Genomic DNA, 25972 nt, shown 5'->3' on the forward strand with positions numbered 1-25972 from the left:
AGAACCTAAATCCTAGTTTTAGATTGAGCTAGATGAACTAGCTTAGCGGGTAAACCGGCTTATCCTTCGATTCGCAGATCCATTGAGCCCAGAGTTTTTGGTCGGTTCCTTCCTGCAGGGTAACGAAATTTCGGCTTCGCAGGTATTTGTCGGAGTGGTAGGGCTGCAGCATGGAGATTTCTATGCTGTGATCTTCGTTCAGATATTCCTTTTTATCGTTGGTGACTGCCATGATACCCAGCCAGGCAATACGGCTGGGTGCAGGGTGGACGATGCCGGATGATACGATCTGATGAATGCGCTTATCATTGCGACGATCGTTGATGACACCGAGGCAGCCAATATGAACATCTCCAGACAGAATAACTGTTTTACCGCTGCGCGTTTGATGGTTGTTAAGTAGACGCATGATCAGTCGGGCGCGTTCCCCTTGATGTTCTTTTGCGCGCCAGTGATCTTTCAGGTCGTCAGTGAGTTCTTCTTCCCAGGGGGTGACATCCAAAGCGCTTTCGCTGAAGGAAAAGTCACGGTAAACCACCGGCACTGCCGACATGAGAAGTAAATGGCCGTGAGTTGCGTGTTCGTCCAGATATTTGATCAGGTCTTTCCACTGCTGTTGGCTCATCACCTGTTCCAAGGTGCGTTCGCCACGGTTGTCCAAGGCCAGGATGTGAAAGCCGCGAAAGCAAAAGCCTAAAGCATAGTGGCCTGCTGCTCCGTTGAGCAGACTCTGGTTTTTATTGGAACGGATCTGAAACAGCTCGAAGAATTGTTTGGCTGTTTTGAATATGCCTTGAAAAACATCACAAGAGTGTAAATCGTCAGGATAGCTTCCCCAGCCGTCGAAGATATCATGATCATCCCACATCATAACGCTGGGAATGCTGGCGTACATCTCTGCCATATTGGTGTCGCTCCAGCGCTGGCGATAGAGATCATCGTAGAAACGTTCGACCTGTTGTTGCATGGTCTGGCTGAAGGCGCTTTGCACTCTTTTTTTGCGAGATTTTTTTCCCCAGGCTTTCAGGCTGGGCACGCTGCCCCACATTTCGTCGGCGTAAAGCTGATCGCCGCCCATCAGCAGTAGAGAGAACGGCTCCTTATCATGGGAGACTTTCATCTTCTCCCACAGCGAATAGGGTTCGTCGGTCTTATTCACCAGGTCGGCGCTGGAAAACCCGTTGCAGGAAGCGTATGCAAAACGAGGTTGTTCACTCTGCGCGGGGACATAAAAAGTCCATTCGCTTTTGTTGTGGCTGTTGTTGGCCACCTCTCCGTCAAGGTAGATGTTGTAGCGCACTAACTTGGCGCTGGTATGGGGTGGCTCTTCATGTTCTGCTCGCCAGAACAGGCTGCCGCCGGTTTCACCTACTTTCAGGGCGCGTACACTGCGACCATTCAGGTTGACCTTGGCTTCTGTGATACTCTTGTCGGTGCTGAAACAGACTGTGTAGAGCTGCTCTGACTCCAGGCCCAGCAACGGGCCGATCTGTAATCTACTGCTCATAAATCCCCCTAGTTATAAAATTCCGGCGCATGGAGAATGGTGGCGTTCTGTTCTTTGTCATGCTGAATCCAGAATTGCGCGCCGGTTTGTTTCACATGCTGCTCGATTTGTTTCATGGCTTCGAGGGTTTGTTCTTTGTCAAAATTAAATGATGGAACCCGTTGATGTTCTCGGTTGCTGGTGAAGTGATACAGGTCGCCGGACAGCATGATGGGGCCGCTGTTGGATAGATCCAAATACAGCATTTGGTGTCCTGGGGTGTGGCCCACTGCGCGCTTGATAACAACACGTCCATCACCAAAGACGTCATGGTCGCCTTGCAATATTTGTGAGTTGCTGGCGTTGAATTGGCTATACAGATCGGGGTTGAAACCGTATTGCTGAGGGTTGGCACCAAAGGCAGCGTCGAACTCCTCTTTTTGAATCAGCAGGGTGGCGTTGTTGAACCAATTGGCGTTGCCGATATGGTCGGAGTGAAAATGGGAAATGCCTAGCCATTCAATCTCTTCAGGCTTGACCCCGATGGCGTCCAACTGTGCCCGCAGCGGGTTGGTCACGCTTAAATGCAGCGCCCCGTTGAAAACTTCGATGCCATCTGGCCCAATGGAGTCAGCCAAACCGGCATCCCAGAACAGATCTCCCTGTGGGTGACGAATCAGATAACAGCTATCGGTCAGCTCTTTGCTTTGCCCTTCGTTTACTCCTGGGGAGAATAGTGAAATGTCGCGACTGGAAATGTTGCCACACTTGAATACGTAGAGTTTGATATCCGGTGTTTGTTGGCTGTTGGTGCTGCAGCTTGCGACTACACTCAGTGCGGCGATGGCAGCGGCTGATAGTAGAAATGTGGTGATCGTTCGTAATGGTGTGCGCATGGTCATTCCTTGAATGTCGGTTGATGTGTTGATTGCGGGATCACGGCGTGCAATCAACTGGCATTGTTAATAGTGAGGCGGTCTTTCATCAACGATTTTTTCGTTGCCGCCTTCCATTAAATCCTGCACTTTGTTGAGCAAGGCCTGCAGTGTCTTTTCAAGTTGATCTATTTGTTGTTGTTGGCGGTAGATCACGTCACTCAGTTCTTGAATGGTATCATCCTGAAAAGCCAGGCGGGTTTCAATATTGACAATTTTTTCTTCCATTTTTTATTACCACTTTTATTGCTGGTATTGAGAGGCTAGTTGCGTTATCGAAGCAACGATTTTAGGAGTTGGCGCACGGAGCGCCAGCGATTAAGTAACAGCGCCAGAAAAATAAATGTGCAGCCAAGCATCTGCTGTGCGGTCATGGATTCACCAAACCAATATATGGCCATCAGTGATGCCCACAGTGGTTCCAATACCATAATGATGGCTGCATGACTGGCGCTGGCCATCGATTGAGCGTAGGCCTGAATCAGGAACCGGGCTGAGCTGGCCAGTAATACGCTGGCTAATATCCAGCCCCAGGTGTAGTCACTGATTTGTGGTGGCCATGGTTCGACAAACATTGCTACACCGGTGGCGCTTAGTCCAACAAAGGTGAGTTGAATTGAGGTCAGTGCGAATGCGGGCACTTGGATCAATGCACGGCTGATTAAATTGAAGTGCACGGCGAACATAATCGCCGCTACGATGAACAATAGTTGGCTGGTTTCGAAGCGGAAGCCATTGTTCAGTGACAGGCAAGCCAGTCCAACGATGGCTACGGGCAGTGCCAGCCAGGTGCTGCCTTCCGGCGTGTCTTTGAATACTAATTTTGCGACCACGGGGACCAGTACTACGCCCAGGCTGGTGATGAAAGCACCTTCGCCCACGTGGTCACTAAGGAACAGTCCATTCACCCACAGCATTAACGCTACGCTGAATAGTAGTCCCATGCCCAGGGTGGTGCGCCAGTGGGCTGCGGTCATGCGTTTTAGTTGTGGCGTACACATGACCATCAGCAGAACCCCTGCCATGAAGAAACGAATGCCGAGGAACGACAATGGCGCGATGCCCTGCAGTGCTTCTTTGGAAAAAATCCAGCCGCCAGCCGCCAGCAGGGTAACCGCCAGCAACAGTAGATCCGATAGCAGGGTTTTGTCTATTTTCATTGGGCATCCAGTTGTTGGCGGAGCCGACGTTTTATATGGGGCCATTCGCTGTCGATGATGCTGAAATAGACGGAGTCCCTTACAAAGTCATTGCGCACGATCATGTGCTTTCGAAACACGCCTTCTCGAGTGGCCCCCAGGCGAGTGATGGCCGCTTGGGAGCGTTCGTTACGGCTGTCACATTTCAGTTCTACCCGCAGGGCTTTGAGGGTGTCAAAGGCCTGGCTCAGCAGGCAAAGCTTGGCAGCCGTGTTGACGTGGCTGCGTTGAAACTCGCGGCCCAGCCAGGTGTAACCGATTTCCAACCCTTTGTGGGCAGGGCGAATGCTCAGGTAGCGACTGCTGCCGGCAACCCGATTGCTGTGGGTGTCGATGATGGTGAAGCTTATGTGTTCCCCTGTTGCTGCCAGTTGCTGGGCGGCTTCGATCCACTGATGAGTGTCTTCCAGGGATTCGAAAGCGCCTCTGGGCATGTATTGCCAGTCGTCTTGCTCCTGCCCGATTGCGTATAGCTCTGCTGCGTGATTCGTGCACAGAGGTTCCAGCCGAACCCCTATACCTTCCAGAACGACAGGGCTGATGGCAAATGGCATTGGGGATTCCTCGATTGATCGGGTGATATTTTGGGTGGTATCAGGGACATTACAGTAACACAGACCCGCGTATCTGCGCTTGATTTCAGCGTAGACCTTGGCCTAAGCTGCCCAAGTTTCTTTACTAGAGCCGCAGTATGGATATTGATTTACTGAAGACATTTCTGGAAGTAAATAAAACCCGGCATTTTGGGCGGGCTGCTGAAAATCTCTATCTGACGCCAGCGGCAGTGAGCGCCCGTGTGCGTCAGCTGGAGCAGATGCTGGGGGTGGATTTGTTTATTCGCAACCGCAACAACATTCAGCTGACCCTGGAGGGGGAGCGTCTGCTGCCCCATGCCGACACGATGTTGTTGTCGTGGTCACGGGCGTTGCAGGATGTCGCGTTGAAAGCCGATCAGGAGCAGCAGGTGAACGTCGGGGCTACCCATAGTCTCTGGAGCTTTGGTTTGCACCAACAGCTTTCCAAGATATTTCAGATGTTGCCCAAGGCGGCGGTGCGCGCCATCTCTCACCCGTCGGAGATGCTTGCCCGTATGCTGGTGGATCGGACGCTGGATGTGGCATTTTTGCTGGAGCCTTCCCGCTTGGTGGATTTCAAGGCAGAGAAGATTGGGCAGGTAAAGTTGGTGTTGGTGAGCAACAACCCTGAGCTTAATAGTAAAACGGCTTTTCAGTCCGGCTATGTCTATGTGGATTGGGGGGTGTCGTTCGAGATGTTCCACGCTAAGCGATTTGGTGATTTACCGAAGCCGGTTTTGCATACCAACATGGGTGCCATAGCGCTTGATTATCTGCATAACCAGCAAGGGGCTGCGTATCTGCCTCACAGCGTGTTGGAGCAGGAGCACACACCGACGTTGTTGCAGGTGCCAGGCGCGCCTACGTTTTCCCGCCCCTTGTACGCGGTGTATCGGGCATCCAGCGATCGTAAGGATATCGTGGATGAAGTTGTGCAGCTGCTGAAGCCCCTCTCGGTGTAGCGGCGGGATCAGTCCAGCCAGTAGCTGTCCAGCTCGGCAATTTCGCTCTGCAGACGCTTCATTTCCATTCGGTCTTCGAGTTTGCGGCGGATATCCAAACGTTGTTTTCGAGATAGCTTGGGGTCATCCAGAGTGGAGACATCTACGGAGTCTTCTTCTTCGAAGGTGTCGTCATCCCAATCTGCTGTTGACGCATTGCTCATGTTTAACCTCAGTGACGAATGCCTTGCTGGTTAAAGTTCAGGCTCAAGTGGTCGGGTTGGCGGTGTTAACCGCCGTGAACATGCGCATTAGAAAACAGGCGAATACCGTATGGATAGCAAAAAATATTTTACCTGATGTTTAATACTTTTAAATAAGCAGAAGGGTCAGAAACCGGTCTGGCTGTACACGCAATCTTCTATGTAGGCGTTTTTGTCTTCGTCTTCCAAGCCGGACTCCTGAGCCCACTGTTGGCAAAGCGTTTTGACTTCCTTCACGTGCGCGGCTTGACTGCTGTCCATCTCAGGTTCTTCCCGATAGGCTGGTTCCTGATAGGTTTCTTCGGTGTAGGATTGATCCTGGTAGGTTTCTTCGGGGTAGGCCTCATCCTGATAGGTTTCTTCTTGATAGTTGTCATCGCCGTATTGTTCTGCGTAGTTTTCATTGGCTGTGGCGAGTTGCGACAGCGCAAGCAGAGCGGCAATGCTGATCAGGTTAAACAGAGTGGCTACAGATTTCACAACAAAACTCCCCAAAGCACAGCGTTTAGTCAATGTAGCGGCTGGCTTTGGGGATGTGTATCAAAAATAATCATCCGTGATGATTAGATTTTTTTGATGTGCTGGTTACCCGTTTGATTTTTCGACCGGTCGGAACCAGTGGGCCCACCAGGCAAAGGCGGCGACGCCTCGGGTTTGAATCCAGACCTTGCCTTGACCTTTGAAGCGGCAGACAAAGCCTTCCCCGGAGAAGAACAGGGATTTATAGCCCCCCACTTTGGTGATGGTGTAGTCCAGGCCGTCGGTGAAGGCGACGATGTTGCCGGTATCCACCACGTAGTCTTCCTCTACATCGATTTCGATCAGGGCACCGTAGGTGTTGAACCACAGATCCCCGCTGCCGCTGGCGCGGATCAGGAACAGGCTCTCACCGGAGAAGAACCCCTTGGTGAGGCCTTGCCACTTGCTTTCGATTTCCACGCCCATGGTGGAGGCCACGAAAGCGGAGTTCTGCAGGTAGACGATGTTGTTGTCCAGGTAGAGGTGGGTCATGTCACCGGGGGAGCCCGGCGCGATGCCGATTTCGCCGGGGCCGCCTTCTGCGGTGAATTCGTTGATGAAGATGGATTCTCCGCTCAGAAAACGTCCAAAGCCACCCCGCAGTTTGGTTTTCATTTTCATGTGGGTGTCCATGGTGGCCATGGAGGAGGCTTCCACTTTCAGCGTTTCATTGGCGGGCACTTTCACCGTGAGGAAGGCGTAGTCCGGGCGGCCTTCGATGGTGAATGGGTAACCCTTGGGGTTGGTTTGCTCCAGAGCCGCCGCAGCCTGATGAAGGGCGGGCGCTGCCGGGGGAGGCGTGGTTTCTTCCACGGTTACCGGCTCGTCAAAGCTCAGGGGCGCTTCGCTGCCGGGCAGAGGCGGGTCGATGACGGCAATAGCGCCGATTTGCTCCAGGGCTTTCTGGAATTTGGCAGCGGTCTGCTCGTCGACACCTTTTTTGATGGTGACATTGCCACGGTCAAAAATGGCTTCGGCTTTCTGCTCATCAATATTGGCCATCTTGGCGAAGGCCGCGATGACCGTGTCGCGCTGGGCGTAGGGGCTGATGTCGCCGGTCACATTGACGTTGTATGTGCTCATGTTGCCTCCTAAACGCGTCGTGGGCGCAGGCCGCTGGTGAGGGCCTGACCGAAACTGATGGGGTTATGGGATTGGCACCAGACGGTACCCTGGCCGCTGAATTTACAGACCAGGCCTTCGCCCCCCAGCATGGAGTGAAACCAGCTGGAACCGGCTTTGGTGATGCTGAAGTTCAGGGTTTCGTTAAAGGCGACAATGTGGCCGGTGTCGACGATGTATTCGCCGTTCACCTGCACCGGGTAGATGGCACCGAAAGAGGATACGATGACTTTGCCTTTGCCCTTCAGGTTGACCCAGAACACGCTTTCGCCGGAAAACACGGATTTGAAGCCCTGCCAACCCAGGTCGATATCGATGTCCTCTTCGCAGGCGAGGAATGAGCTGCCTTGAACGATCAGGCTGTCCTGATCCAGTTCCATGACTTCCATGTCCCCGGCTAGTGAGGTGCCCAGCCAGACTTCACCGGCTTTGCCCTTGGGTTCAAAGTGGTTCAGAAACAGGGATTCACCGGCCACCATGCGCTTGATGGCTTTCATGATGCCACGGCTGCTTTTTTTGTGGGTCGTGGTGGTGATGTCCATATTGCCGCTCATGGCAATCATGGCCCCGGATTCGGCGGTGCAGGTTTCACCGGGTTGCAGTGTTACTTTCGCCGCCGTATTGCCGGGGCGGTTAAGCAGTTCAATGTGCATGATGCGCTCCTTATGGCAGCCGTGGGTTGATCCAGCTGGCGATGCCGCTGATGCTGCGGGATTGAATGACGATTTTGCCTTTACCCACTACGCGGGTGACCAGTCCTTCGCCACCGAACAGGCTGGAGAAAATGCCGCCGGCCAGTTGCAGTTTCAGCTTGATGCTGGGTTCGTAGGCCACCAGATGACTGGTGTCGACGATGTATTCGCCGTCGATTTCACGATCCAGCAGAGCACCGAAGGCACCGTACCAGACTTTGCCGGTACCGCTGACAGCAATGCGGAACAGGCCCTCACGGGCGATCCAGGAAATGAACCCCGCAAACTTGACGCCGACTTTGACGCCATCGGTGCAGGCCAGGAAGGCGCCCGGTTGCATGTACAGGGTTTCGCCATTGAGCTGCAGTTCGCGCACTTCGCCGGGGGTGGGCTGCACGATGGTCATGCGACGGGTGCCATCGGTGGGGTTGCTGAAGTCGTTGATGAAGAGGGTTTCGCCCCCCAGAAACTTGCGCAGCAAACCTACGAAAAAACCGCCGTTGAAGCGGGAGCGCAGTTCAATGTCGGCATCCATGCTGGACATGGCGTCGGATTCGGTGGTGATGGTGTCGCCGGGTTCCAGTTCTACATCAATGTAGGAAAAGGCCGGCTGACCTTTGATTTCCGTTTTCATTGCTCTTCTTCATCCTCTTCGGCTACGAACAGTTTGACCCGTTCCTGTAATGCTGTGAATTCGGTCTGCAGATCGCGCTCCCGTTGATGGGGCAGGGCGTCTATACGCTTGCGCAATTGGGCGATGCGGTCTTCGGTGGCGGGGTGAGTGCTGAGAAACTGCAGGGTGCTCTCCACCGCGGCACTGTTGTCCTCACCGGCCATTTTCTCTATTTGTTCCTGTTCCTGCTGGCGCAACTTTTCAAAGAAGGTGATCAGCCCTTCCGGGTTGATGCCGGCCCGATGCAGCAGGGCCAGGCCCTCGGCATCCGCCTCGGATTCGAAGCCCCGTGAATAGCTTTGGTTGATCAGAAACGGAGCGGCGTCTGCCATGACCGCCAGCAGGCCGGTCATATCCCCCAGGACTGCATTGATGGTGAGATAGACACCGGCGGTGCCCATAATATTGCGCACGCTGTGCTGCTGGGTGACATGGGCGATTTCATGGGCCACGACCCCCAGCATTTCGTCGGCGGAATCTGCTTTCAGAATCAGGCCGCTGTTGATCACGATGTAGCCTCCCGGCAGAGCAAAGGCGTTAACCTGATCATCGCGGCTGATGTGGAAGCGATATTGATAGCGATCCGAATCCAGATGATCCAGCAGTGGCTGGATCATCGGCTCCAGCAGGGTATCGGCTTCCTCTTGTGGCAAGAACTCCTGCCCCATCTGATATTGGCCGAAGGCTGTTTCGCCCAGCTTTTCTTCCCACTCGGCGGGCACGTGGCGGGCAAGGGGGCCGGTAATGCTGTCCATAAACAGCACAATGCATAAGGGAATGGCCACCAGTAGCATGCCGACGGAGCCGAATACGCCCCAGGCAAGACGTTTGGTGTTGCGGGCCTTTTTCACCTGAGCCTGTACCGCGGGATCATTGTGCAGCGCCGGATGCTTGAGGATGCTCAGGTCTGAGGTGTACAGATTCCAGCCGGGCTGACTGGGGTGGCTGATAAACAGCAGGCGATCACTGGCCCCCCCCAGTTTGAACTGTGCGCCGGTAATGCTGAAGCGCACGTTGCCCTGATCATTGCGAAACTGCACGTGGGCATCGGTAATCGTGATTTCGCCGGAGGCACGGCCATTGTTGAATGAATCATGAAAGGCGTGGCCGGCGTAATTCGCGTGTGACATCCCGCTTAGCCCTTCAGGTCAGGCAGCGGGCGCAACAGGCTGCGTATAATGTAGTCAAAGCGGTGATCCCGTTCCTCGGGGCTGAGCTCCTGAGAGGTAAACACCTGCACCACTGCACGCCAGTCTGTGCTGTAGCTGTTGGGATCTACCAACATCAGCAGCAGGCTGCCTTTTTCATATTTTTGTCCATGGGTCACCAGGCCGGGTTCAAATCCGAGAACATCCCGCAACTGGTTTTCGTTAAGCTCGTTTCCCAACACGATGATGCCATGCATCAGGTAGTCTGGCTGCTCGCCTATCTGAGTGAACCTGTAGCCTTTGGCAACCAGCTGCGTGTCGATTTTGGCTTTCAAATCTGCCACAAGCGCATCCGGCACGGCTTGGCCTTCCGGTGCGTGCACGGTTATATCGCCTCTCCAGGCCACAGTTTCACCTCGTTGTGGACTGAATTCGGGGGCGTTGGTGGACACCACAGACGACTGGCGCAGGGCAGGGTTGATTTTGTCGATGGGCTCTTCCACCGTAACGCAACCACTGTTCAGCAGTAAAACCGCAGCAGCCAGGGCAGGGAGAGTGATGGCTACAGCACGGTGCCAGAGTTGATTTATCTGCATGGTGTTCCTCATTATCAATTGCTCTTTCGATAGATGGTATGATACCGGTCTTAGTGCTGATGGATGTAGGAAATCGTCCTTTCAGTTAAGCCTGTTGAGAGAGTCTAGCATGTTGAAATATAGAATTATTCCTGTGACACCCTTCGATCAGAACTGTTCCCTCGTTTGGTGCGATGAAACCATGAGGGGGGCGGTGGTGGACCCCGGTGGTGATCTGGATCGAGTCTACGCTGTCATGAAGGAAGAGGGTGTGACGTTGGACAAGATTCTACTCACTCATGCCCACATTGATCATGCGGGTGCGGCAGCGGATCTGGCCGACGAGCATTCATTGCCCATTGTTGGGCCGCACAAGGGCGACGATTACTGGATTCAGGGCTTGCCCCAGCAGAGCAAGATGTTCGGGTTTAAGGAAGCGCGTATATTCGAGCCTGCCCAGTGGCTACAGGATGGCGAATCCGTGCAGGTGGGTAATGTTACCTTGAGCGTGCTGCATTGTCCGGGGCATACGCCGGGGCATGTGGTGTTTTTTGATCCGGTTACCAAGCTGGCCATCGTGGGTGATGTGTTGTTCAACGGTTCTATCGGGCGCACTGACTTTCCCGGTGGGGATCACGCTACCCTGATTCGTTCCATCAAAGAAAAGCTGTTCACGCTGGGTGGGGATGTGGAGTTCATTCCCGGCCACGGCCCGATGTCTACTTTTGATTATGAGATGAAGACGAATCCGTTTGTGGGGGGGCAGTGGGGCTGATGTTTACCCCTTGCTGCGGATCGGTATTCGGATCATTCAGAAAGTTGAGCAGAATCTGCCGATACAGTGGGTGGCCGAATGTGGCGATGTGCGGCCCATGACTGGTTACCCAATATTTTGGCGGTTTGGCCTGTTCATAAACATAACGACCTTGTTCGTAGGGTAAAATTTCATCATCTGGACTGTGAAAAAACAGTACGGGCGTGGGGCTGAATCCTGCCACATGATCTTTGGGGTTGTACTCTGTGGGTAGAAACAACGGCACAACAAATTGAAATGGCCAGGTGATCAGGCTGCGGGACAGCACGTCTTTAGCGATATCCTGATGGCCAGAGAACACGGAATCCAACACTACGGCTTCATAACGTCGCTGGTCATTACCGAGTTGACTGAAATAATAACTGGCGATGGTTGCCCCCAGGCTTTGCCCGAGTATAAATACCGGCAGCTCCTTATCTTGTGCGTAGAGCTTGAGCCAGTCGTACATCGCGTCCACATCCCAAAATACCTCAGGAAAATCAGGTGTACCTTCGGAGCGGCCGTAGCCGCGGTAATCCATCAGCAGCACGTCGTAGCCTTGCTCCGGCAGCCAATAAACGCTGCCAATATGGGTGCTGATATTCTCAGCATTACCGTGTAGAAAAAATACGATGCCCTTGGGGTGGTCGGCACGCAGCAACCAGCCGTGTATCTGTACGTTATCCTGGGTTGTGACCAGCACATCCTCATAGGTCAGCCCTGCTTTCTCCGGGCTATGAATCAGATCTTTCATCGGGTAAAAAAAGTAACGGCTGCATCCATTCATTGCGATCACCGCGCAGGCCATTAGAGTGCTATAAACCACCACTCTAGAAATAATGGCGGAATTCCAGGCTGAACTCATCGATGTTGGTTTCCACTTGTTTCTGGTGCGTTGCCTTTAATCGTACAGCGTTGTCGCGACCTATGTTGATGTTTTGGATCAGTTGATGCTGATAACGTTCCAGTCCGTCACTGAATTGGTAGTAGTTGGATTCCAGTTGCAGAGTACCAAAAGGGAGATAAACCAGGCCACCGGCCAACGCACCGGCGCCCACTGCCCAGTTGTGATTCAGCAGTTCATTGTATTCCAGTCGGCCCATGGCCATGGCGTATACCAGGCTGTGTTCGCCCAGCGCATAGGTTGCGCCGGCACCGCCGTTGGTTTGGGCGACCAGATCGTCATCCTGTGCGGAATAGATGCGTTCAAAACCAGCCCTTACCCGCCAGGTCACTGGTTTTAGGAACAGGGTGCGAGGGGCGTGAGAGTTGATGTCGACGAAGTTGATCGTTTCAATCTGCAGCGAATCATTGTTGCGTTGGCGCAAGCGAAGCTCGCCGATATTGATGGCTGCACCATCCAGATAGCCGTCACGATTGTCCGTCAGATCATGATAGCTAAGACGTATGCGCAGATCGGCAAAGTTGATCGCATCTTGTGTGCCACCGGTTAAGCCGAGCAGTAACGTTTTATGGCCTTGGTCAGGCGCGATCTCCGGCGTCGGTGGTGGTGTTTTGTTCAGAGGCAGGGTGCTTATAGCTTTGAGCAGCGACAGACTGTAGTTCGCAGTCTGCTGGTCGCGGGGGTTCTCCAATTCAAGATATCGCAGGTACTCGTAGGCGGATGCAATAACCATGGCCTTGCTTGCGGGTGTCAGAGGGGTGAGTCGCTCATCATCCAGATCCGTTTGCCGTCGAGCCAGTTGCCATGCCAGCATTTGCTGCTCATCATTCAACTGGTTCACATGGTGTTCCAGCTTGGCGGCCATGGAGGGGCGATAAGTGACCGAATCAACCAATTCACCATCAATTACTGCGCGAATGGTGTCGATAGGAATGGCCCGCATGCCAAAATCCTCACGTAATGACGTACCGGGGCGAGCGTACTCTAACAATTCCAGTAATCGATAAGAGCAGTTTTCATCGAAGAAGTAGTAATCGAATGTCACATTGCGCAGTTCCCACAGGTGCGAGACTAGATTGCGGGTTTCTTGCGGCGATAGATTCAGGTTGTATTCCCATAGATCACGATTTTCGATGCGACTGTATTCTTTAATTTTTTCGTAATACCGGACCACGCTGAAAAAGCCGGGGTAGCCGCCAAATAGCCCTTTATAGGCATACAAAAAGGAGTTGTCCTCGGCGTGAAGCTCGGCACCAAAATTGACCGCGTAAGAAAGCCAGGTGGATCCGTTTTCGATGTCTTGTGGGTCGACCCGCAGGAATGTGTGTCCAAACATGGAAGATGGGCTGTTTAGATAGGAAGAGGCGAACACAAGACTGATGCTGTGGGGGTTGAGCGTATTGAGCCACTGATTGTATTCGGGGCAGTCGGCGATGCTGATCGCTGCTGCCGGTAACGATAGTTCTGATTGGAGGAAGCGCCAGCGCGCTGGAAATCGACACACTGCGTGTTCATCAAGATTGGCAGGTGCAGCATAGAATGCATCGATAGTGGCGACCGCTTCAGCCAACGGATTGTGTTTGCCTGCTGGAGACAGGAAGAAACCCGTGTCGTCTACCTGACTGGTGAAGCCGTTGTTGCTGGCGGAGGCTTCATAGTGCAATAAGCGGTGCCAGGTTGGGTGTGCGCCGATGGGCTCGAGTTGCTCGCTGTTCAGTGATGAGACAGATGCGTAGTTGTTGGTATTAAATAACAGGAGAAGCAACCAAAATACCATCGCAGGGTGCTTAAATAAATTCATGAAGTGGGGCTGTTTGAGGGGTGATTATTATAATTAATTCAGGAAAGGAGCACTGCTCCTTTCCTGACGGGCGAAGACGTTTTAGCCTACATATTTGGACAGGCGAGCATCGGTTTTCATAACGCTGACGATATTGCCAAATACTTCTTCGGCTGTGGCATCTGCAGATGCGAAGATGTCGGAGAAGTTGCTGTGGACAGTGCTGGCAAAGTGCGCACGATCTTCAGGAGCGATGCCCATGGAAACGGCAACGGCAGTCATGGCTTCGCCTTGACCTTGTGCAGCATCAGCAACGAATTCGTCCATTACCTTGGAGAGATCAACCAGTGCCTGGCCACCGTAGGTCAGGGTGCCGTTTGAGGAACAGCCGTTGGTACCAGAGGTCATGCCGAAGGTGGCATTACCGGTAGTGCCGTTGGTCCATGACGCCAGGAAATGAGGGCCCAAGCCGCTTTGACCTTCAAACAGCATGTTGCCCCAGCCGCAGTCTGGGCCACCTGGTGCTTCTGCCATGGCGATGGAAGAGGAACCCAAAAGTACTGCGCCGATTAATAGCTTTTTCATATCCATTGATCTCCAGATTATTAGTTTTGGTATGTTTCGGTATCCATATCGGTACTACACCGCAAACAGTAACCCCCCGATATTGAGCGAAACATTCTTGTAAGTAAAGGATATTATGGCAGAAAATCCAGTGCTGTTTATGGGTGGATTACTGCGGTGGAATTGAGTACGTCAGCGTGACATGGGCTACGGATTGATCGACCCCTTCGCTGTACAGCAGTACATCGCCCACTGCAAGACGGGCTCCCATTTTCAATATTCTGGCTTCGGCTCTTAATGTTCCCGGCCCTGGTTTTCGATAGAAATTGATGTTGAGGTTAGTAGTGACTGCCAGCGCCACCTTGCCCAGGTTGCCAAGAATAGCCACGTACATGGCGGCGTCTGCCAATGCCATCATGGTGGGGCCGGAGACGGTGCCGCCCGGACGCAGATGGCGCTCGTCGGTAATCTGCTCCAGCACCGCTCCCTCCTTATCAATACGGGTAATGACGGCATCAAATTGAGGGAAGATCTCCTGCAGGTATTGCTGCACTTCCTTGGGGGTGAGGGTGTTATTGGTCATGAGCGCTCTCGGAGTCTAGTGCTGTGGTGAGGCGCGACTGATGATTGCTTCACAGTCAATGCCCGCTGGTAATGTTCCATACATTTGATGGCTGCCCTGTTGCAAGCGAGCGGCACAGAATGCATCTGCCACGGTTTCGTTGTCGGCGCGCAGCAGTACGCTGGCTTGCAGTGCCAATGCAAGGTGTTCAACCAGTGTGCGTGCTCGGTACTCCACATTGGAGAGGTCGCTAAACTGCATCTTGGCTTGATTCACAAATTGGTCGAAGTGTTTGTTCAGTCCCTTGGCTTGATCTATTTCGACAAATAGCGCTTCCAGTGAGCCTGGTGTGCGGCTCATTGCTCGCAGCATATCAAGGCACTGCACATTGCCGCTGCCTTCCCATATCGCATTGACTGGAGCCTCTCGATATAGTCGCGGCATGATGGAATCTTCCATGACCGCGCTGCCGCCGATGCATTCCATGGCCTCATAGGCATGGCCGGGTGTGCGTTTGCAGATCCAGTATTTGCCGATGGCGGTGCCGATGCGGGCCACCAACTGCTCATGCTCATCCTCGGGCGCGTCCATGGCACGAGCCATACGCATGGTCAGGGCCATGGCGGCTTCGCTTTCAATACTGAGGTCGGCTAACACGTTCTGCATCAAAGGCTGCTCAATGAGCAGTTTGCCGAAGGCCTTGCGCTGGCTGGTGTGATGAAGAATCTGTGCCATGGCTTGGCGCATTCCAGAAGACGATCCAATCATGCAGTCGAAGCGGGTCAGGGCAACCATTTCCAGTATGTTGGCGATACCACGTCCTTCGTCACCGATAAGCCAGCCCATTGCACCGCGCAGCTCGGTTTCCGACGATGCGTTGGAAACGTTGCCCATTTTATTTTTGAGCTGTTGCAGTTGCAGTGGGTTTTTGCTGCCATCCGGTCGCCAGCGGGGTACCAGAAAACAGGAGATTCCACCTTCTGCCTGAGCCAGCACCAGGAAGGCATCGCACATCGGGGCGGAGACAAAATATTTGTGTCCCACCAACTCGTAGATCTCACCACCGCCCCGCTGGCTGACCGGATAGGCGCGCGTGGAGTTGGCGCGTACATCGGAGCCACCCTGCTTTTCGGTCATGGCCATGCCGATGGTGACGCCCTGCTTTTGTTGGGCGGGTATGTTACTTGGATCGTAGAATCGGTTGGTGATCAGAGGTTCCCAGAGCTGGGCGACGGAAGGTTGTTTACGGATGGTGGGAATTGCTGCAAAGGTCATCGTAATAGGGCAGCCGTGCCCGGCTTCCACCTGGCACATCAGATAAGACATCCCGGCTCGGAACACGTTCTTTCCAGGGCGCGGATCAGTCCAGGGGATTGAGTGTAATCCGTTAACAACGGCGGTTTCCATCAGCTTGTGGTAGGCGGGATGAAACTCGATTTCGTCCACTCTGCGACCATAACGATCGTGGCTGCGGAATTCCGGCTTGTGCTTATTTGCCTGAAACCCCCATTTGATGACCTCGGCTGATCCTGTGATCTGGCCGAAGGCAGTTAGGTCGGCTTTGGATTGGGCTGCGCCTTCTCGTGTCATGGCCTCTTGTAGGGCCACGTCGGAAAGAAACAAATTGTAGTTTTCCAATGGCTCTGGTTGGTTTTCCACTTCGTGGGTGACGGCACTCATGGATTCGGCCATCGGGTTATGAGTTGAAGTCATGATGTGCTCACAGGTTTCACCACTGCTCGCATGCAGAAAGCAACGATTTGTTCGCAGTGGGTTTGGGTTAAAGGGGATGCTGTTTTGGTGTTGTCGTGGCGGGCTAGCTGCAAGGGGATAATGACGGTTTCTGCCATCGCTCCCACCAGTGCGGTGGCACAAATATCTTCAGGTTGCGGAATGAAGTCGCCCTGCTCAATGCCACTACTGATCAGGCGCGCAAAGGTTTCTGCCCATAAGGCGCGATAGTTAAGGCGGGTTTGTTCCAGCTCAGGATCCACCGGCTCGGCGATTAACGCATAGGCCAAATTTGGATTTTTCAGAGCCCTTTGCACAAAGCGCTCTAGCGCCTGCTGTAATTGTTGTGCGGGCGACTGTGGGTGATCACTGGGCTCGGTTACCGCTTCGATTTCTCGTTCGGTGGCGCGTATAAACACAGCGACGCAAAGTTCTGATTTAGAAGGAAAGTAGCGATAAACAGTACCGGTGGCAATACCACTGCGGGCGGCCACCTCGGCCACGGACAGGCCACGAAAGCCTGCCTCGGACACCAGGCCTTTGGCTTCTTTGAGTAGCCGGGCTCGGGTCTGGGCCTTGCGGTTTTCGGTGAATGCAGTAGCACGGTAAGCCATAAAGTGAATCCGTATTCATTTTATGGCTACAGTAAAGCACGCCCACTGAGGCGGGTCAACTTATCCCTTGTTTTGATTGAGGGTCGATGAGAAGTCGGGTAAGGCGAAATTAACCTGATTGCGGCCGTTGGCTTTGGATTCGTAGAGGGCGGTATCCGCCGCCGCGATGAACTTGTCTACATCATGGTGCCGTTCAGGAATGCAGGCACTGACACCCAGGCTTGCGGTCACGGTGATTTTCTGGCCGGAGGCCTTGAATTGAACCGCTCGAACGGCATCGCATATCTCTTCTGCAACTCGCATGGCACCGGCTTGATCGGTGTTGGGCAGCAGCACGCAGAATTCCTCGCCACCGTAACGGGCGACCACATCGTTGTCCCGCAGCGCGCATTCGTTGATAGCCATGGCTACCTCGCGCAGGCAGTCGTCTCCCACAAGATGCCCATGGGTGTCGTTAAATTGTTTGAAATGGTCTATATCGATCAATATTGCCGTCAAGGGTGCCTTCTCCCGGCGTGCCCGCGAAAATTCCCGTTCCAGTGCCCGGTTCAGGTAGCGGCGATTGCGGATACCGGTTAGGCCGTCGGTATAGGTCAATTCTTCCAGACGTTGATTGGCGATTTCCAGCTCGTGGGTGCGTTCTTTAACTTTGTACTCTAAAGTCTCGGTGGCCTGGCGCTGCACTGCCAGTGCAGATGCCTGCGCTTCTCGGGCTTCCCGTTCGTGTATCAGTGCCTGCTCTTGGGCCTGGCGTGCATTTTTTTCCTGCTGCAAAGCTTCTGCTTGGGCCAGTCGAGCCACCCGTTCATTTTCCAGAGCATGGAGTTGGGCTTCAAAGCGACGGCGTTTCTCGATGTTGAGTCGATCTGCCAGCGCAAATGAAAGCAGTATAACTTCCAGCGCAGAGCCGAACTGGGTAGCGTTCTCGGTGAGAAAGTTGCGGGGAATTACGTCGAACTTGTTCAAGGCGAGTATCACGCCACCAATGAGAAAAGTGAACCACGAAATGCAATAGTACTTGGCAGATGAATCCCCAAGCATCCAGCGATACATACCGATCACGATGGCGATGGTAATGCCGACGACTGCCCAGCTAATCACTACTGCAATCATGGTGCGATATTCAATCAGCAGTGAGCAGGCCACAATCGCCGCGCTGATGACTACCACCAATGTCCCTACGTATTTAAGGCGCGGAAACGTTTCGGCGATGCGTAAGAATCGAATCGTAAACAGGGCTGCAAACAGAACGACACAAGATAGAAAGAAAACGATGCTTTGATCGTTCCACCAGATGTTGTTGGGCCACAGATACTGAAAGGATATTCCGCTGAGGCTGGAAAAGAACATGGCGATGCTGGCCACGTACAATACATAGTACAGGTAGTTGGATTCCCGTACGGAGAAAAACACAAACAGGTTGTATAGCACCATCACGCCCATAGTGCCGAAATAAATACCCAGCCCCAACATTTGCGATTGGGTTATTTTCAGCAGGCTGTGATCCCGCCACAGAAACATGGGCACCTGCATGGAACTGGTGGTCTGAATGCGCATGTACACTGTTGCACTGGCTTCAGCGGCTAAATCCATTGGGATAATAAAGTTACGATGATCCACCAAACGTTCGGGGAACGGATGTTTGTCGCCTAGCTCGATCAGCCGGGTTTCCTTGTTGGGTTGAACAATATACACGTCCACAAAATCGAGTACGGTATAGCCTAGCTCGATGTTGGTAAGTTGCCGTTTGTTGGTGCTGTTTTCGATATTAAAACGGAACCAGTACACATCATCGGTGTAACCGAAATTAAGGTTTTCTCGAGTACGAGGGGCGGTGCGCCAACTGTCTGCTGAACTCAGGTGGCTGACGTCTTCAAATGACAGGGCATGAGTGGAATCCGGTACGTATTCCAGGTAGGGCAGCAGGTTAACGTTGTCAGTTTGATCTGAAATAATCAGCGATTGCACCGACCACGCGACAGAGCTGGCCAGAGCAAGGAAGCAAAGCACTGATGTTTTAAGTAAGTTCTTCAAAAATTGACCTTTTTCCGTTACTACTGGCGAGCTGGCTCACTGAATTACGTTGGTTATTTACAGTTTAGACGCTGTTTTGGGGAAAAAGTGTCGTATTTCAATTTATAACAAATTGAGTTCGGTCTCTACGTTCTGTTACCTGTGTTTACTTAACCAGATCGGCGATGTTGTTTTCGTCACCCAGATCCTGAATAACGATACGGTTGCGGCCGCTTTCCTTGGCGCGATAAAGGCACTGATCGGCCTGGTTAAGGATGGTTTCGGCTTGGTTGGCGTGGCTGGGCACGCCGGTAATCATGCCCCCAGAGAGGGTAACGTGATCACTGACCTGGGACTGTTGGTGGGGTATCTGCAACCGGTCAACGCTGGCCTTGGTTTTTTCGGCAAACCCCTTCGCCTCGTTAGGGGCGGCATCAAACCACATTAACAGAAATTCCTCGCCACCGTAGCGGCCGACGAAGTCCAGCGGCCGCTGACAATTTTTGGCCAGCGCAGCAGCCACTTCCACCAGGCAGCGGTCACCTTTGATGTGGCCATAGAAGTCGTTGAAATTTTTGAAATAATCCACATCCACCAACATTAGTGTGATGGGTTTTTTTTCACGAAAAGCGTATTCGGTAAGGTGGGTAAGTTTTTGATTCAGCGCGCCACGATTGTATAGGCCGGTAAGGTGATCTGTTTTGGCCAGGCATTTCAAGGCACCGCGCTGCAGAAACGAGATTCGTACCTGATATTCGAAGGTGTATGCGCTGACCCCACCTATCAGGCAGGTGGCAAATATAAAGAAATAGCGATGCAGTTGGTATTGCTCATGGGGCAGGTAGATCTCGCTTAGCACTAGGTAGCTAAGCGCAATGATGACGATGCAGGACAGTGACTGGCGAAAGTACATGCCACCCAGAAAAAAAGCCACCATAATCAACAGCATGGCACCTTCGTAAGGGGCGTAGATGTGCGTCATCTGGCTGTAAATCACCGAAACGTTGGTGGTTATCCCGATAAACGTGATGATAAAGAAGCTAAATACAGAAAAGTAACGCCTGAGTCTCTCCTTGAACGTAAACAGCAGGGCTACTATCAGAACGGGGACTGTAATCCATACCCGACTGATAAGATAAAATTCAAGAACATCCCCTTCCAGATAGGCAACGTCCAGTGGTACCAATATCAACAGTAAAATAATGCCAACAAGAATAGCGCCCCGCTGTTTTACAACATTGCGGGCGTGAAAGAAATTTCGGAACTCTACTTCCAGCTCTTGCGTAAAGCTAAGAGATTTAAATCCTTTTTTGAGTTGCCGATCATACTTTTGTAGATCCCAGTCAAGCTCTGGCATTTCACCGACACACTAGATTGATTAGTACGAGTATAGCAACTAATCAAACCATAAATCGCCTGTTAGCAAAATGCCACAATGTTACTGGAATAGTGTCAGCGTGGTCTGCTGGCTGGCTTGACTGGCCTGAGCGTCCAGTGCGGTTGAGGGATTATCGCCGATCTGTTGCTGCAGTTGCTGGCTAAGTGCTTCCGCTTCGGCCTGGCTGTTTATATCCCTCTCCGACGGCTGTGCAGCGGGGAACGGTTGGCTTGTCTCCAATCCGGATTGTTGAGCCCTGCCCAAATCCACCACCACCTGGCTGCGTTGTAACTGCAGTTCACTGACAGGGTTGCTGCTGCTAAAGCTGTCGCTGGAACTTCTGGTTTGGCTTTCAGATCGGGTCTGAGCCTCAGAATCATCCCGCGTCTGCTTCTCTTCTGCTGCTTTGGGTTGAACTAATGTGGTTGCGCTGTTGCTGCTAATGGGTTCCATGATCAAGCCTGTGAAACAATCACAAATGAATACACAACATAGTAAATCTAAAGGGCAGCGTCCAATAACCTCCGGTTGTTAAACATCCGGTTTATATGCGAACAAGTCATTCTGCGTGCCATATCGGCCAAACCCCTATGGATGACCTTTCTAACCTGTAGGTTAGCCGTCTCATCAATTGAAGCAGCCAACTTATTCGCTTTAGCCTCTAGCAAACACTCTGATCAAAGCAAAACAAAGAGGCGTAAAAATGATTAAGCCAAGAAATTTCAACGGATACTGGGAGGATGTTCCTCCGGTGTGGATTCCGCAGCAACAGTTTGCCTGTTCTGTATTGAATGTGACTCATCTGGTGTTGCCGCCCGGAGAGTTGTGGTTTTGTCGGTTGTTCAATCAGGCACTTCCGCTGATCCGTGACCATGACTTGAGGGAGCAGGTTAAGGGATTTGTTGCTCAAGAAGGTGCGCATGCACGAGGCCATCGAGATGTGTTGAGTTTCTATGAGTCGCAAGGCTGGAATTTTTCAGTGTCAAAGCAGCGCTTGAATAAGATTTTTGGAACCCTGTTGGGTGATAAAGTGTTGGGGCGTTTTGCTGTGAAGAGCAAGGGGCAGCTGCGCTGGTTGCGGATGCGTATTGGCATGGTGGCAGCAATCGAGCATGTTACCTGCGTGCTTGGCAGCTGGATTTTGGAAAATGAAACATTGAGGCAGGCCGGTGCCAATCAAGCAATGCTGAATTTATTGTTGTGGCACGGAGCAGAAGAGGTAGAGCATCGAACGGTGGCATTTGATCTATATCGCCATTTGGGTGGAGGCAATGTAGGGCGTATGTTTTGGTTTCTGCTGGCGGTATGGGCTGTGGTGCTAACCTGGAAACGGGGTACGCAGGTGTTCATTGAACAAAGCCCTGGTGAAGGTGATGTCCGAGAAAAACCACGTTACGGTTTTAGGGCTTATGTGGCAGCCAGTCGCGCAGGATATTTGCCTACAGTTGGTTATTTGGCGAGGTCGTTTCTGCGTTATCTGCGCTGGAGTTATCATCCCGTAACCGAAGGCAATCCGCGGCGCGCCGAAGCCGTGTTGAATGGTATGGAAGTGGGCCAATATCAGTCAGCCCACTTACCGGCACAGCTAAATGTAGATAAGCCAACTATCTCAGTTTAAATACAAACAGAGCATTGCCCGGGCCAGCTTGGAATTCGTTGGTGCCACCGAATGTATTGTAGCCCGAATTCACCAGAACGTTGTCCCCCGCAATGATCGGGCCAGGCCCTTCGATGGTGCCGCCATTGCCTGTTCTTCCCTGCAGGTCGGTAATTGATATAGCGGTATTGAAGCTCCACAATTCATCGCCATTGCTGGTGCGGAATGCCTTGACGACGCCATCCAAAGAAGCAGCGAAGAGCACATCATTGGTTACGCTTAGCGCGGCAGAATAAATGCTGTCGACCATGGCGTTGCCATAGAAATGAGTGTCGTGTATTTCCCAGTTTATCGCACCTGTATCTTTGTTAAGTGCGTATATTCCTGGCATGGCGTTGGGTACTTGGATCATGGGCACTTCGAGGCTGGTCCAACCGAAAATATCAGTGCCCAGGGCTGAATCAATCACTGATGATTTGGCGGCAGTGACATCGGCAACCCCAGCATAGATCTGATTGTTATCGACGGCCATACCCCAATGAATACCACCGAGCTTGCCACCGGCTCCCAGGCGAGTTTCCCAGTTTACTTCACCAGTGCTTGGATTCAGTTGATAAACAGATCCTTTTTTATCGCCTGCAATGATGATGTCGTCACCGGCACTGGTTTTGGTCAGCAGTGCAGTAATGACATCCCAGTCATGGTCAGGGCCATCGCATTGGTTAATGGGTTCGCCGGTGACGTCACAGGTGGCGTTATAGGCATCGTTGGCAGTGGCTTGGAACACCCAATTCACAGAGCCGTTATTCATGTTGATGGCCACGACTGAATTTTCCATGGCAGTAGTGGGTTGGGTTAGATTTTGGGCTGTGCCTATGATGATTTGATTGCGGGCAACATCCAGTAATGGAGTAGACCAGATGGAAACTCCATTAGGTGCCATTCTATTGATGTTGACGCGGAAGGCTTCTTCGGTGCTATGGAAACGCCATACTTCATTGCCATTGGCTGAATTTAAAGCCACCAATGAGCCGTGGGATTCACAGCATGAAAACTGTGTAACTGCCAGAATGACGGATTTGGTTGCCAGGGGCACATACAGTCGCCCATTATGATACTGGATACCACCGGTAATCATATTGGTATCGAATTCTCTGGCGTCCACTCGCCAAACTTCTGTGCCGGTTCTGGCGTCCAGCGCGATCACTAAGCCGGTCCAGGTGCCAACGACGATGATGCGCTTACGTAAAGTGGGTTCATCCACCAAGGTAACTGACGCGCTGCGCACACGGTCGGGGGCATCATAAGTCCAGAATAGGCAACCGGTTTCACGGTCAACTGCGTCCACTGAGTCTGGTGTATGGTAGTAGATGGTTTGCTGAGTGACTGCAGGGGCGCCGCGGCGTTCCTTGGCGTTTTTTGCGTTAAGTGTGAAATCTAACTCGAGATTGGCAACATTGCTGGAGTTTATGGGTGAAGGCTGATTGCGGGTGTTGTTCAGGTTGAAACCAAAACCATTATTGAGTACCGGAGAGCTGGTGTTAACCGGCTGATCACACATCACCCATTGTGGAGTTTGCTCCCCGCCACAGGCAGTCAGGAAAACAGATACCAGCAGCGTGCACGCGAGGCTGATAGATCGTGCCAAATTACTATTCATGGATTCACCATTTGCTTATTGTTGTCGGTTGGCTTTTAAAATAAAAAGCAACCCCCAGAATACGCCGATGATGTGAACAGCTTCAGTCTATGTGTTTGCTCTAGTGGTCAGTCCAATCAGGTTAGTTGCAGTTATGATAGGGCGGCTTTTCAAACACGTACGCCATTTCCATGGCATCAAGCATGCTCCAGAGTATGTCGAGTTTAAGCTGTAAAATGGTCAGCGCTTTTTCTTGTTGTGCTCGAGTCTGGAAATGATTCAGTGTAATCTTCAGTCCGTGTTCTACATCAACCCGTGCTTCGCGAACACGCTTACGAAAATATTCGTAGCCTTTGGGTTCAATCCATGGGTAATGCTCAGGCCATCCTTCCAGTCTTTTCTGATGAATCGTGGGTGCAAACAATTCGGTGAGAGATGAACAGGCGGCTTCCTGCCAGCTGGCGTTACGTGCAAAGTTAAGGTAGGCATCGCAGGCAAAGCGCACCCCTGGCAACACGTGATGGAACGAGGTTACGGCTTCTCGCTCAAGGCCAACGGCTTCACCCAGGCGCAGCCAGGCTTCCAGGCCACCGTCGTTACCATCGCCGCATCCGTCATGATCGATAATGCGTTGAATCCATTTTCTGCGTATGGCGGCATCATTACAATTTGCCATGATGGCGGCATCTTTCACTGGAATGATGGCTTGGTAGTAGTAGCGATTGGCAACCCAGCCCTGAACTTGTTGTTTGGTGCTGTTTCCGCCGTTCATAGCAAGATGAAACGGGTGGTGAATATGATAAAAACGACCTTTTTCATACAGCCTTTGCCGAAATTCGTCCTGGCTCCAGGGTTGATTGCTCATGTACAGTTTCCATTATTCATGCAGGTTAATAATGTTGCGCTGGGTGCTACGCATAATCAGTTGATCGCTGGGATGTTGTGCTGCTCGTTTAATCAATCGCAAGACGGACGCATGTTGTGGTGATTTGCTGCAGGCTGGATCCGTTGCTGCCGGGTCTCCGGTCAGTGAGTATGCCTGGCAGCGACAACCGCCAAAGTCTTGCTCCTTTTCATCGCAGCTGCGGCAGGGCTGTGGCAGCCAGTCCAATCCGCGAAAGCGCTCAAATAAGGGGGAGTTGTTCCAGATATTCTCCAGAGAGAACTGTTTTACATTGCACGGAGTGTAGCCTGGTAAATCGGCAGCTCCTTGGCAGGGCAAAACATTTCCGTCCGGGCTGATGCTCATTAATGTTGTGCCCCAGCCGTTCACGCATGGGCGGGGTCTGCCTTCGTAAAAATCAGGCACCACGAACAGAATAGGCATCGCTGTTTTGTGTTGTTGGCGAAAGCGGTGTACGGATTCTTCTGCTTGCCGCAGTTCGTCGCGGGTTGGAAGCAGTGCGTCGATATTCTGCATAGCCCAACCGTGATATTGGCAATTTGCCAGCTCCACGGCTTCGGCATCCAGTTCCACGCCCAGTTCAAGAACCTGCTCTATTTGATGCAGGTTGTGCCGATGTACAACGAAGTTCAATACCATGGGGATGCCCGCCGCCCTTAGGTGTTTTGCCATCGCCAGTTTGTGTTCGAAGAAATCGCTGCCAGCAAAACGCTGGCTGATGCGTTGGTCGGCACCCTGCAGGCTCACTTGAATGTGATCCAGCCCCGCCTGCTGTAATCGGTCGATGCGCGCCCGGTTAAGGCCAACAGTGGAGGTCAGCAGGTTGGTGTAGTAGCCCATTTCGCGGGCGGCCGATACGATTGCTTCCAGATCCTGACGTACACAAGGCTCACCGCCAGACAGGCCCAGTTGTACAGCGCCCAGTTTACGCCCCTGTTCTAACACGTCGATCCATTGGGCTGTGTTCAGTTCGCGCGTGCGTGAGCTGGCAAAATCTTCGGGGTTGGAGCAGTAAGGGCACTGTAAAGGGCAGGCGTAGGTGAGTTCTGCCAGCAACCAGAATGGTCGATGGGGGTTATTCTGTGGGTTCGAGCCATTGTTGTGCACAGGCATCCTCCAGAAATTCGATGATGTCATTCTGGATTTCTTCGCCAGGGAAGGTGGCTTCCAGTTTGGTGATGGCTTCATGCACGACAGTGGGCTGTTGAAATTGCCGTAAAATCATCGCTGCGGTATCGTTGAGTTGGATCATACCTTCTGGAAACAGTATCACCCATCCTGCCTGAGCTTCTTCCCATTGCAGCCGATAACCTTTTTTTATATTCAGACTGCATTCGCGCCCTATCATTCGTGTGCCTCTCACTA

General features: G+C 52.5%; 28 protein-coding genes. 3 read left to right on the top strand and 25 right to left on the bottom strand.

Annotated features, from left to right (window positions below):
• Window positions 1-37: 37 nt before the first annotated feature.
• The 5 genes from Kalk_RS14190 to Kalk_RS14210 all read right to left on the bottom strand — a co-directional run bounded on the left by Kalk_RS14190 (window position 38) and on the right by Kalk_RS14210 (window position 4174).
• The gene (locus Kalk_RS14190; RefSeq protein WP_101894871.1) at window positions 38-1507 is read right to left on the bottom strand and encodes an alkaline phosphatase D family protein; all 1470 of its coding nucleotides are present in this window, start codon (window positions 1505-1507) and stop codon (window positions 38-40) included.
• A gap of 8 nt (window positions 1508-1515) precedes the next feature.
• Window positions 1516-2382: an N-acyl homoserine lactonase family protein gene (locus tag Kalk_RS14195; RefSeq protein WP_158643498.1), complete on the bottom strand. Its 867-nt coding sequence runs from the start codon at window positions 2380-2382 to the stop codon at window positions 1516-1518.
• 66 nt (window positions 2383-2448) lie between these two features.
• The gene (locus Kalk_RS14200) at window positions 2449-2649 is read right to left on the bottom strand and encodes a SlyX family protein (RefSeq protein WP_101894873.1); all 201 of its coding nucleotides are present in this window, start codon (window positions 2647-2649) and stop codon (window positions 2449-2451) included.
• A 44-nt stretch (window positions 2650-2693) separates the two neighbouring features.
• The gene (locus Kalk_RS14205; RefSeq protein WP_101894874.1) at window positions 2694-3581 is read right to left on the bottom strand and encodes a DMT family transporter; all 888 of its coding nucleotides are present in this window, start codon (window positions 3579-3581) and stop codon (window positions 2694-2696) included.
• A complete protein-coding gene (locus tag Kalk_RS14210; protein ID WP_101894875.1) occupies window positions 3578-4174 on the bottom strand; it encodes a GNAT family N-acetyltransferase in 597 nt (198 codons plus the stop codon). The genes Kalk_RS14205 and Kalk_RS14210 overlap by 4 nt, the downstream gene beginning before the upstream one ends.
• A 137-nt stretch (window positions 4175-4311) precedes the next feature.
• On the opposite strand from Kalk_RS14210, the gene Kalk_RS14215 reads away from it, so the two are divergent.
• Window positions 4312-5157 (top strand): LysR family transcriptional regulator, encoded by an 846-nt coding sequence (locus tag Kalk_RS14215; RefSeq protein WP_101894876.1) that lies wholly within the window; start codon window positions 4312-4314, stop codon window positions 5155-5157.
• Window positions 5158-5165: 8 nt separating this feature from the next.
• Here Kalk_RS14215 and Kalk_RS14220 read toward each other — a convergent pair whose 3' ends face one another.
• From Kalk_RS14220 to Kalk_RS14250, 7 genes are all read right to left on the bottom strand, one after another.
• On the bottom strand, window positions 5166-5360 hold the full coding sequence (locus Kalk_RS14220; RefSeq protein WP_101894877.1) for a PA3496 family putative envelope integrity protein: 195 nt from the start codon (window positions 5358-5360) through the stop codon (window positions 5166-5168).
• Between the two features lie 165 nt (window positions 5361-5525).
• Window positions 5526-5879, bottom strand: coding sequence for a hypothetical protein (locus tag Kalk_RS14225; protein WP_101894878.1), 354 nt, complete (start codon window positions 5877-5879; stop codon window positions 5526-5528).
• A gap of 105 nt (window positions 5880-5984) precedes the next feature.
• Window positions 5985-7001, bottom strand: coding sequence for a TIGR00266 family protein (locus tag Kalk_RS14230; protein WP_233716653.1), 1017 nt, complete (start codon window positions 6999-7001; stop codon window positions 5985-5987).
• A gap of 8 nt (window positions 7002-7009) precedes the next feature.
• Window positions 7010-7693 carry a TIGR00266 family protein gene (locus Kalk_RS14235; protein ID WP_101894879.1) on the bottom strand — a complete coding sequence of 228 codons (684 nt, stop codon included), beginning with the start codon at window positions 7691-7693 and terminating at the stop codon, window positions 7010-7012.
• Window positions 7694-7703: 10 nt separating this feature from the next.
• Complete coding sequence (locus tag Kalk_RS14240) at window positions 7704-8366, bottom strand: TIGR00266 family protein (RefSeq protein WP_101894880.1); 663 nt, start codon at window positions 8364-8366, stop codon at window positions 7704-7706.
• Entirely contained in the window at window positions 8363-9535 is a 1173-nt protein-coding gene (locus Kalk_RS14245; RefSeq protein WP_101894881.1) for a M48 family metallopeptidase, read from the bottom strand. Before Kalk_RS14245 ends, Kalk_RS14240 begins: the two co-directional genes overlap by 4 nt.
• Window positions 9536-9540: 5 nt before the next feature.
• Entirely contained in the window at window positions 9541-10149 is a 609-nt protein-coding gene (locus Kalk_RS14250; protein WP_158643499.1) for a DUF4136 domain-containing protein, read from the bottom strand.
• A gap of 109 nt (window positions 10150-10258) precedes the next feature.
• Between Kalk_RS14250 and Kalk_RS14255 the strand changes: the two genes are divergently transcribed.
• Entirely contained in the window at window positions 10259-10903 is a 645-nt protein-coding gene (locus Kalk_RS14255) for an MBL fold metallo-hydrolase (RefSeq protein WP_101894883.1), read from the top strand.
• Here Kalk_RS14255 and Kalk_RS14260 read toward each other — a convergent pair.
• The 9 genes from Kalk_RS14260 to Kalk_RS14300 form a co-directional block, all read right to left on the bottom strand.
• Complete coding sequence (locus tag Kalk_RS14260; RefSeq protein WP_101894884.1) at window positions 10848-11786, bottom strand: alpha/beta hydrolase; 939 nt, start codon at window positions 11784-11786, stop codon at window positions 10848-10850. The genes Kalk_RS14255 and Kalk_RS14260 overlap by 56 nt on opposite strands.
• The gene (locus tag Kalk_RS14265) at window positions 11752-13626 is read right to left on the bottom strand and encodes a DUF7840 domain-containing protein (protein WP_101894885.1); all 1875 of its coding nucleotides are present in this window, start codon (window positions 13624-13626) and stop codon (window positions 11752-11754) included. Before Kalk_RS14265 ends, Kalk_RS14260 begins: the two co-directional genes overlap by 35 nt.
• Window positions 13627-13707: 81 nt before the next feature.
• Window positions 13708-14190: a DUF3015 domain-containing protein gene (locus Kalk_RS14270; RefSeq protein WP_101896335.1), complete on the bottom strand. Its 483-nt coding sequence runs from the start codon at window positions 14188-14190 to the stop codon at window positions 13708-13710.
• A 148-nt stretch (window positions 14191-14338) separates the two neighbouring features.
• Window positions 14339-14752: a PaaI family thioesterase gene (locus Kalk_RS14275; protein WP_101894886.1), complete on the bottom strand. Its 414-nt coding sequence runs from the start codon at window positions 14750-14752 to the stop codon at window positions 14339-14341.
• A gap of 15 nt (window positions 14753-14767) precedes the next feature.
• Complete coding sequence (locus Kalk_RS14280; protein ID WP_101894887.1) at window positions 14768-16444, bottom strand: isovaleryl-CoA dehydrogenase; 1677 nt, start codon at window positions 16442-16444, stop codon at window positions 14768-14770.
• Window positions 16441-17076, bottom strand: a complete 636-nt coding sequence (locus tag Kalk_RS14285) for a TetR/AcrR family transcriptional regulator (RefSeq protein ID WP_101894888.1) — start codon at window positions 17074-17076, stop codon at window positions 16441-16443. Before Kalk_RS14285 ends, Kalk_RS14280 begins: the two co-directional genes overlap by 4 nt.
• Before the next feature lie 60 nt (window positions 17077-17136).
• Window positions 17137-19110 (bottom strand): sensor domain-containing diguanylate cyclase, encoded by a 1974-nt coding sequence (locus Kalk_RS14290; protein WP_101894889.1) that lies wholly within the window; start codon window positions 19108-19110, stop codon window positions 17137-17139.
• Between the two features lie 145 nt (window positions 19111-19255).
• Window positions 19256-20446, bottom strand: coding sequence for a GGDEF domain-containing protein (locus tag Kalk_RS14295; RefSeq protein WP_101894890.1), 1191 nt, complete (start codon window positions 20444-20446; stop codon window positions 19256-19258).
• Between the two features lie 81 nt (window positions 20447-20527).
• The gene (locus Kalk_RS14300; RefSeq protein WP_101894891.1) at window positions 20528-20920 is read right to left on the bottom strand and encodes a hypothetical protein; all 393 of its coding nucleotides are present in this window, start codon (window positions 20918-20920) and stop codon (window positions 20528-20530) included.
• Between the two features lie 250 nt (window positions 20921-21170).
• On the opposite strand from Kalk_RS14300, the gene Kalk_RS14305 reads away from it, so the two are divergent.
• Window positions 21171-22085, top strand: a complete 915-nt coding sequence (locus Kalk_RS14305; protein WP_101894892.1) for a metal-dependent hydrolase — start codon at window positions 21171-21173, stop codon at window positions 22083-22085.
• Here Kalk_RS14305 and Kalk_RS14310 read toward each other — a convergent pair.
• From Kalk_RS14310 to pqqD, 4 genes are all read right to left on the bottom strand, one after another.
• A complete protein-coding gene (locus Kalk_RS14310; RefSeq protein WP_101894893.1) occupies window positions 22072-23724 on the bottom strand; it encodes an outer membrane protein assembly factor BamB family protein in 1653 nt (550 codons plus the stop codon). The genes Kalk_RS14305 and Kalk_RS14310 overlap by 14 nt on opposite strands.
• A gap of 121 nt (window positions 23725-23845) precedes the next feature.
• The gene (gene pqqC, locus Kalk_RS14315; RefSeq protein WP_101894894.1) at window positions 23846-24568 is read right to left on the bottom strand and encodes a pyrroloquinoline-quinone synthase PqqC; all 723 of its coding nucleotides are present in this window, start codon (window positions 24566-24568) and stop codon (window positions 23846-23848) included.
• Between the two features lie 12 nt (window positions 24569-24580).
• Window positions 24581-25720: a pyrroloquinoline quinone biosynthesis protein PqqE gene (pqqE, locus tag Kalk_RS14320; RefSeq protein WP_199768089.1), complete on the bottom strand. Its 1140-nt coding sequence runs from the start codon at window positions 25718-25720 to the stop codon at window positions 24581-24583.
• Window positions 25683-25955: a pyrroloquinoline quinone biosynthesis peptide chaperone PqqD gene (gene pqqD, locus Kalk_RS14325; RefSeq protein ID WP_101894896.1), complete on the bottom strand. Its 273-nt coding sequence runs from the start codon at window positions 25953-25955 to the stop codon at window positions 25683-25685. Before pqqD ends, pqqE begins: the two co-directional genes overlap by 38 nt.
• Window positions 25956-25972: the final 17 nt, after the last annotated feature.

It is taken from the genome of Ketobacter alkanivorans (assembly GCF_002863865.1).
Taxonomy (GTDB): Bacteria; Pseudomonadota; Gammaproteobacteria; order Pseudomonadales; family Ketobacteraceae; genus Ketobacter; species Ketobacter alkanivorans.

Coding starts and splice junctions, on each gene's coding strand:
- Kalk_RS14190 (WP_101894871.1), bottom strand. CDS start 1,507: ATGAGCAGTAGATTACAGATCGGCCCGTTGCTGGGCCTGGAGTCAGAG.
- Kalk_RS14195 (WP_158643498.1), bottom strand. CDS start 2,382: ATGCGCACACCATTACGAACGATCACCACATTTCTACTATCAGCCGCT.
- Kalk_RS14200 (WP_101894873.1), bottom strand. CDS start 2,649: ATGGAAGAAAAAATTGTCAATATTGAAACCCGCCTGGCTTTTCAGGAT.
- Kalk_RS14205 (WP_101894874.1), bottom strand. CDS start 3,581: ATGAAAATAGACAAAACCCTGCTATCGGATCTACTGTTGCTGGCGGTT.
- Kalk_RS14210 (WP_101894875.1), bottom strand. CDS start 4,174: ATGCCATTTGCCATCAGCCCTGTCGTTCTGGAAGGTATAGGGGTTCGG.
- Kalk_RS14215 (WP_101894876.1), top strand. CDS start 4,312: ATGGATATTGATTTACTGAAGACATTTCTGGAAGTAAATAAAACCCGG.
- Kalk_RS14220 (WP_101894877.1), bottom strand. CDS start 5,360: ATGAGCAATGCGTCAACAGCAGATTGGGATGACGACACCTTCGAAGAA.
- Kalk_RS14230 (WP_233716653.1), bottom strand. CDS start 7,001: ATGAGCACATACAACGTCAATGTGACCGGCGACATCAGCCCCTACGCC.
- Kalk_RS14235 (WP_101894879.1), bottom strand. CDS start 7,693: ATGCACATTGAACTGCTTAACCGCCCCGGCAATACGGCGGCGAAAGTA.
- Kalk_RS14240 (WP_101894880.1), bottom strand. CDS start 8,366: ATGAAAACGGAAATCAAAGGTCAGCCGGCCTTTTCCTACATTGATGTA.
- Kalk_RS14245 (WP_101894881.1), bottom strand. CDS start 9,535: ATGTCACACGCGAATTACGCCGGCCACGCCTTTCATGATTCATTCAAC.
- Kalk_RS14250 (WP_158643499.1), bottom strand. CDS start 10,149: ATGCAGATAAATCAACTCTGGCACCGTGCTGTAGCCATCACTCTCCCT.
- Kalk_RS14255 (WP_101894883.1), top strand. CDS start 10,259: ATGTTGAAATATAGAATTATTCCTGTGACACCCTTCGATCAGAACTGT.
- Kalk_RS14260 (WP_101894884.1), bottom strand. CDS start 11,786: ATGAGTTCAGCCTGGAATTCCGCCATTATTTCTAGAGTGGTGGTTTAT.
- Kalk_RS14265 (WP_101894885.1), bottom strand. CDS start 13,626: ATGAATTTATTTAAGCACCCTGCGATGGTATTTTGGTTGCTTCTCCTG.
- Kalk_RS14270 (WP_101896335.1), bottom strand. CDS start 14,190: ATGAAAAAGCTATTAATCGGCGCAGTACTTTTGGGTTCCTCTTCCATC.
- Kalk_RS14275 (WP_101894886.1), bottom strand. CDS start 14,752: ATGACCAATAACACCCTCACCCCCAAGGAAGTGCAGCAATACCTGCAG.
- Kalk_RS14280 (WP_101894887.1), bottom strand. CDS start 16,444: ATGACTTCAACTCATAACCCGATGGCCGAATCCATGAGTGCCGTCACC.
- Kalk_RS14285 (WP_101894888.1), bottom strand. CDS start 17,076: ATGGCTTACCGTGCTACTGCATTCACCGAAAACCGCAAGGCCCAGACC.
- Kalk_RS14295 (WP_101894890.1), bottom strand. CDS start 20,446: ATGCCAGAGCTTGACTGGGATCTACAAAAGTATGATCGGCAACTCAAA.
- Kalk_RS14300 (WP_101894891.1), bottom strand. CDS start 20,920: ATGGAACCCATTAGCAGCAACAGCGCAACCACATTAGTTCAACCCAAA.
- Kalk_RS14305 (WP_101894892.1), top strand. CDS start 21,171: ATGATTAAGCCAAGAAATTTCAACGGATACTGGGAGGATGTTCCTCCG.
- Kalk_RS14310 (WP_101894893.1), bottom strand. CDS start 23,724: ATGAATAGTAATTTGGCACGATCTATCAGCCTCGCGTGCACGCTGCTG.
- pqqC (WP_101894894.1), bottom strand. CDS start 24,568: ATGAGCAATCAACCCTGGAGCCAGGACGAATTTCGGCAAAGGCTGTAT.
- pqqE (WP_199768089.1), bottom strand. CDS start 25,720: ATGCCTGTGCACAACAATGGCTCGAACCCACAGAATAACCCCCATCGA.
- pqqD (WP_101894896.1), bottom strand. CDS start 25,955: ATGATAGGGCGCGAATGCAGTCTGAATATAAAAAAAGGTTATCGGCTG.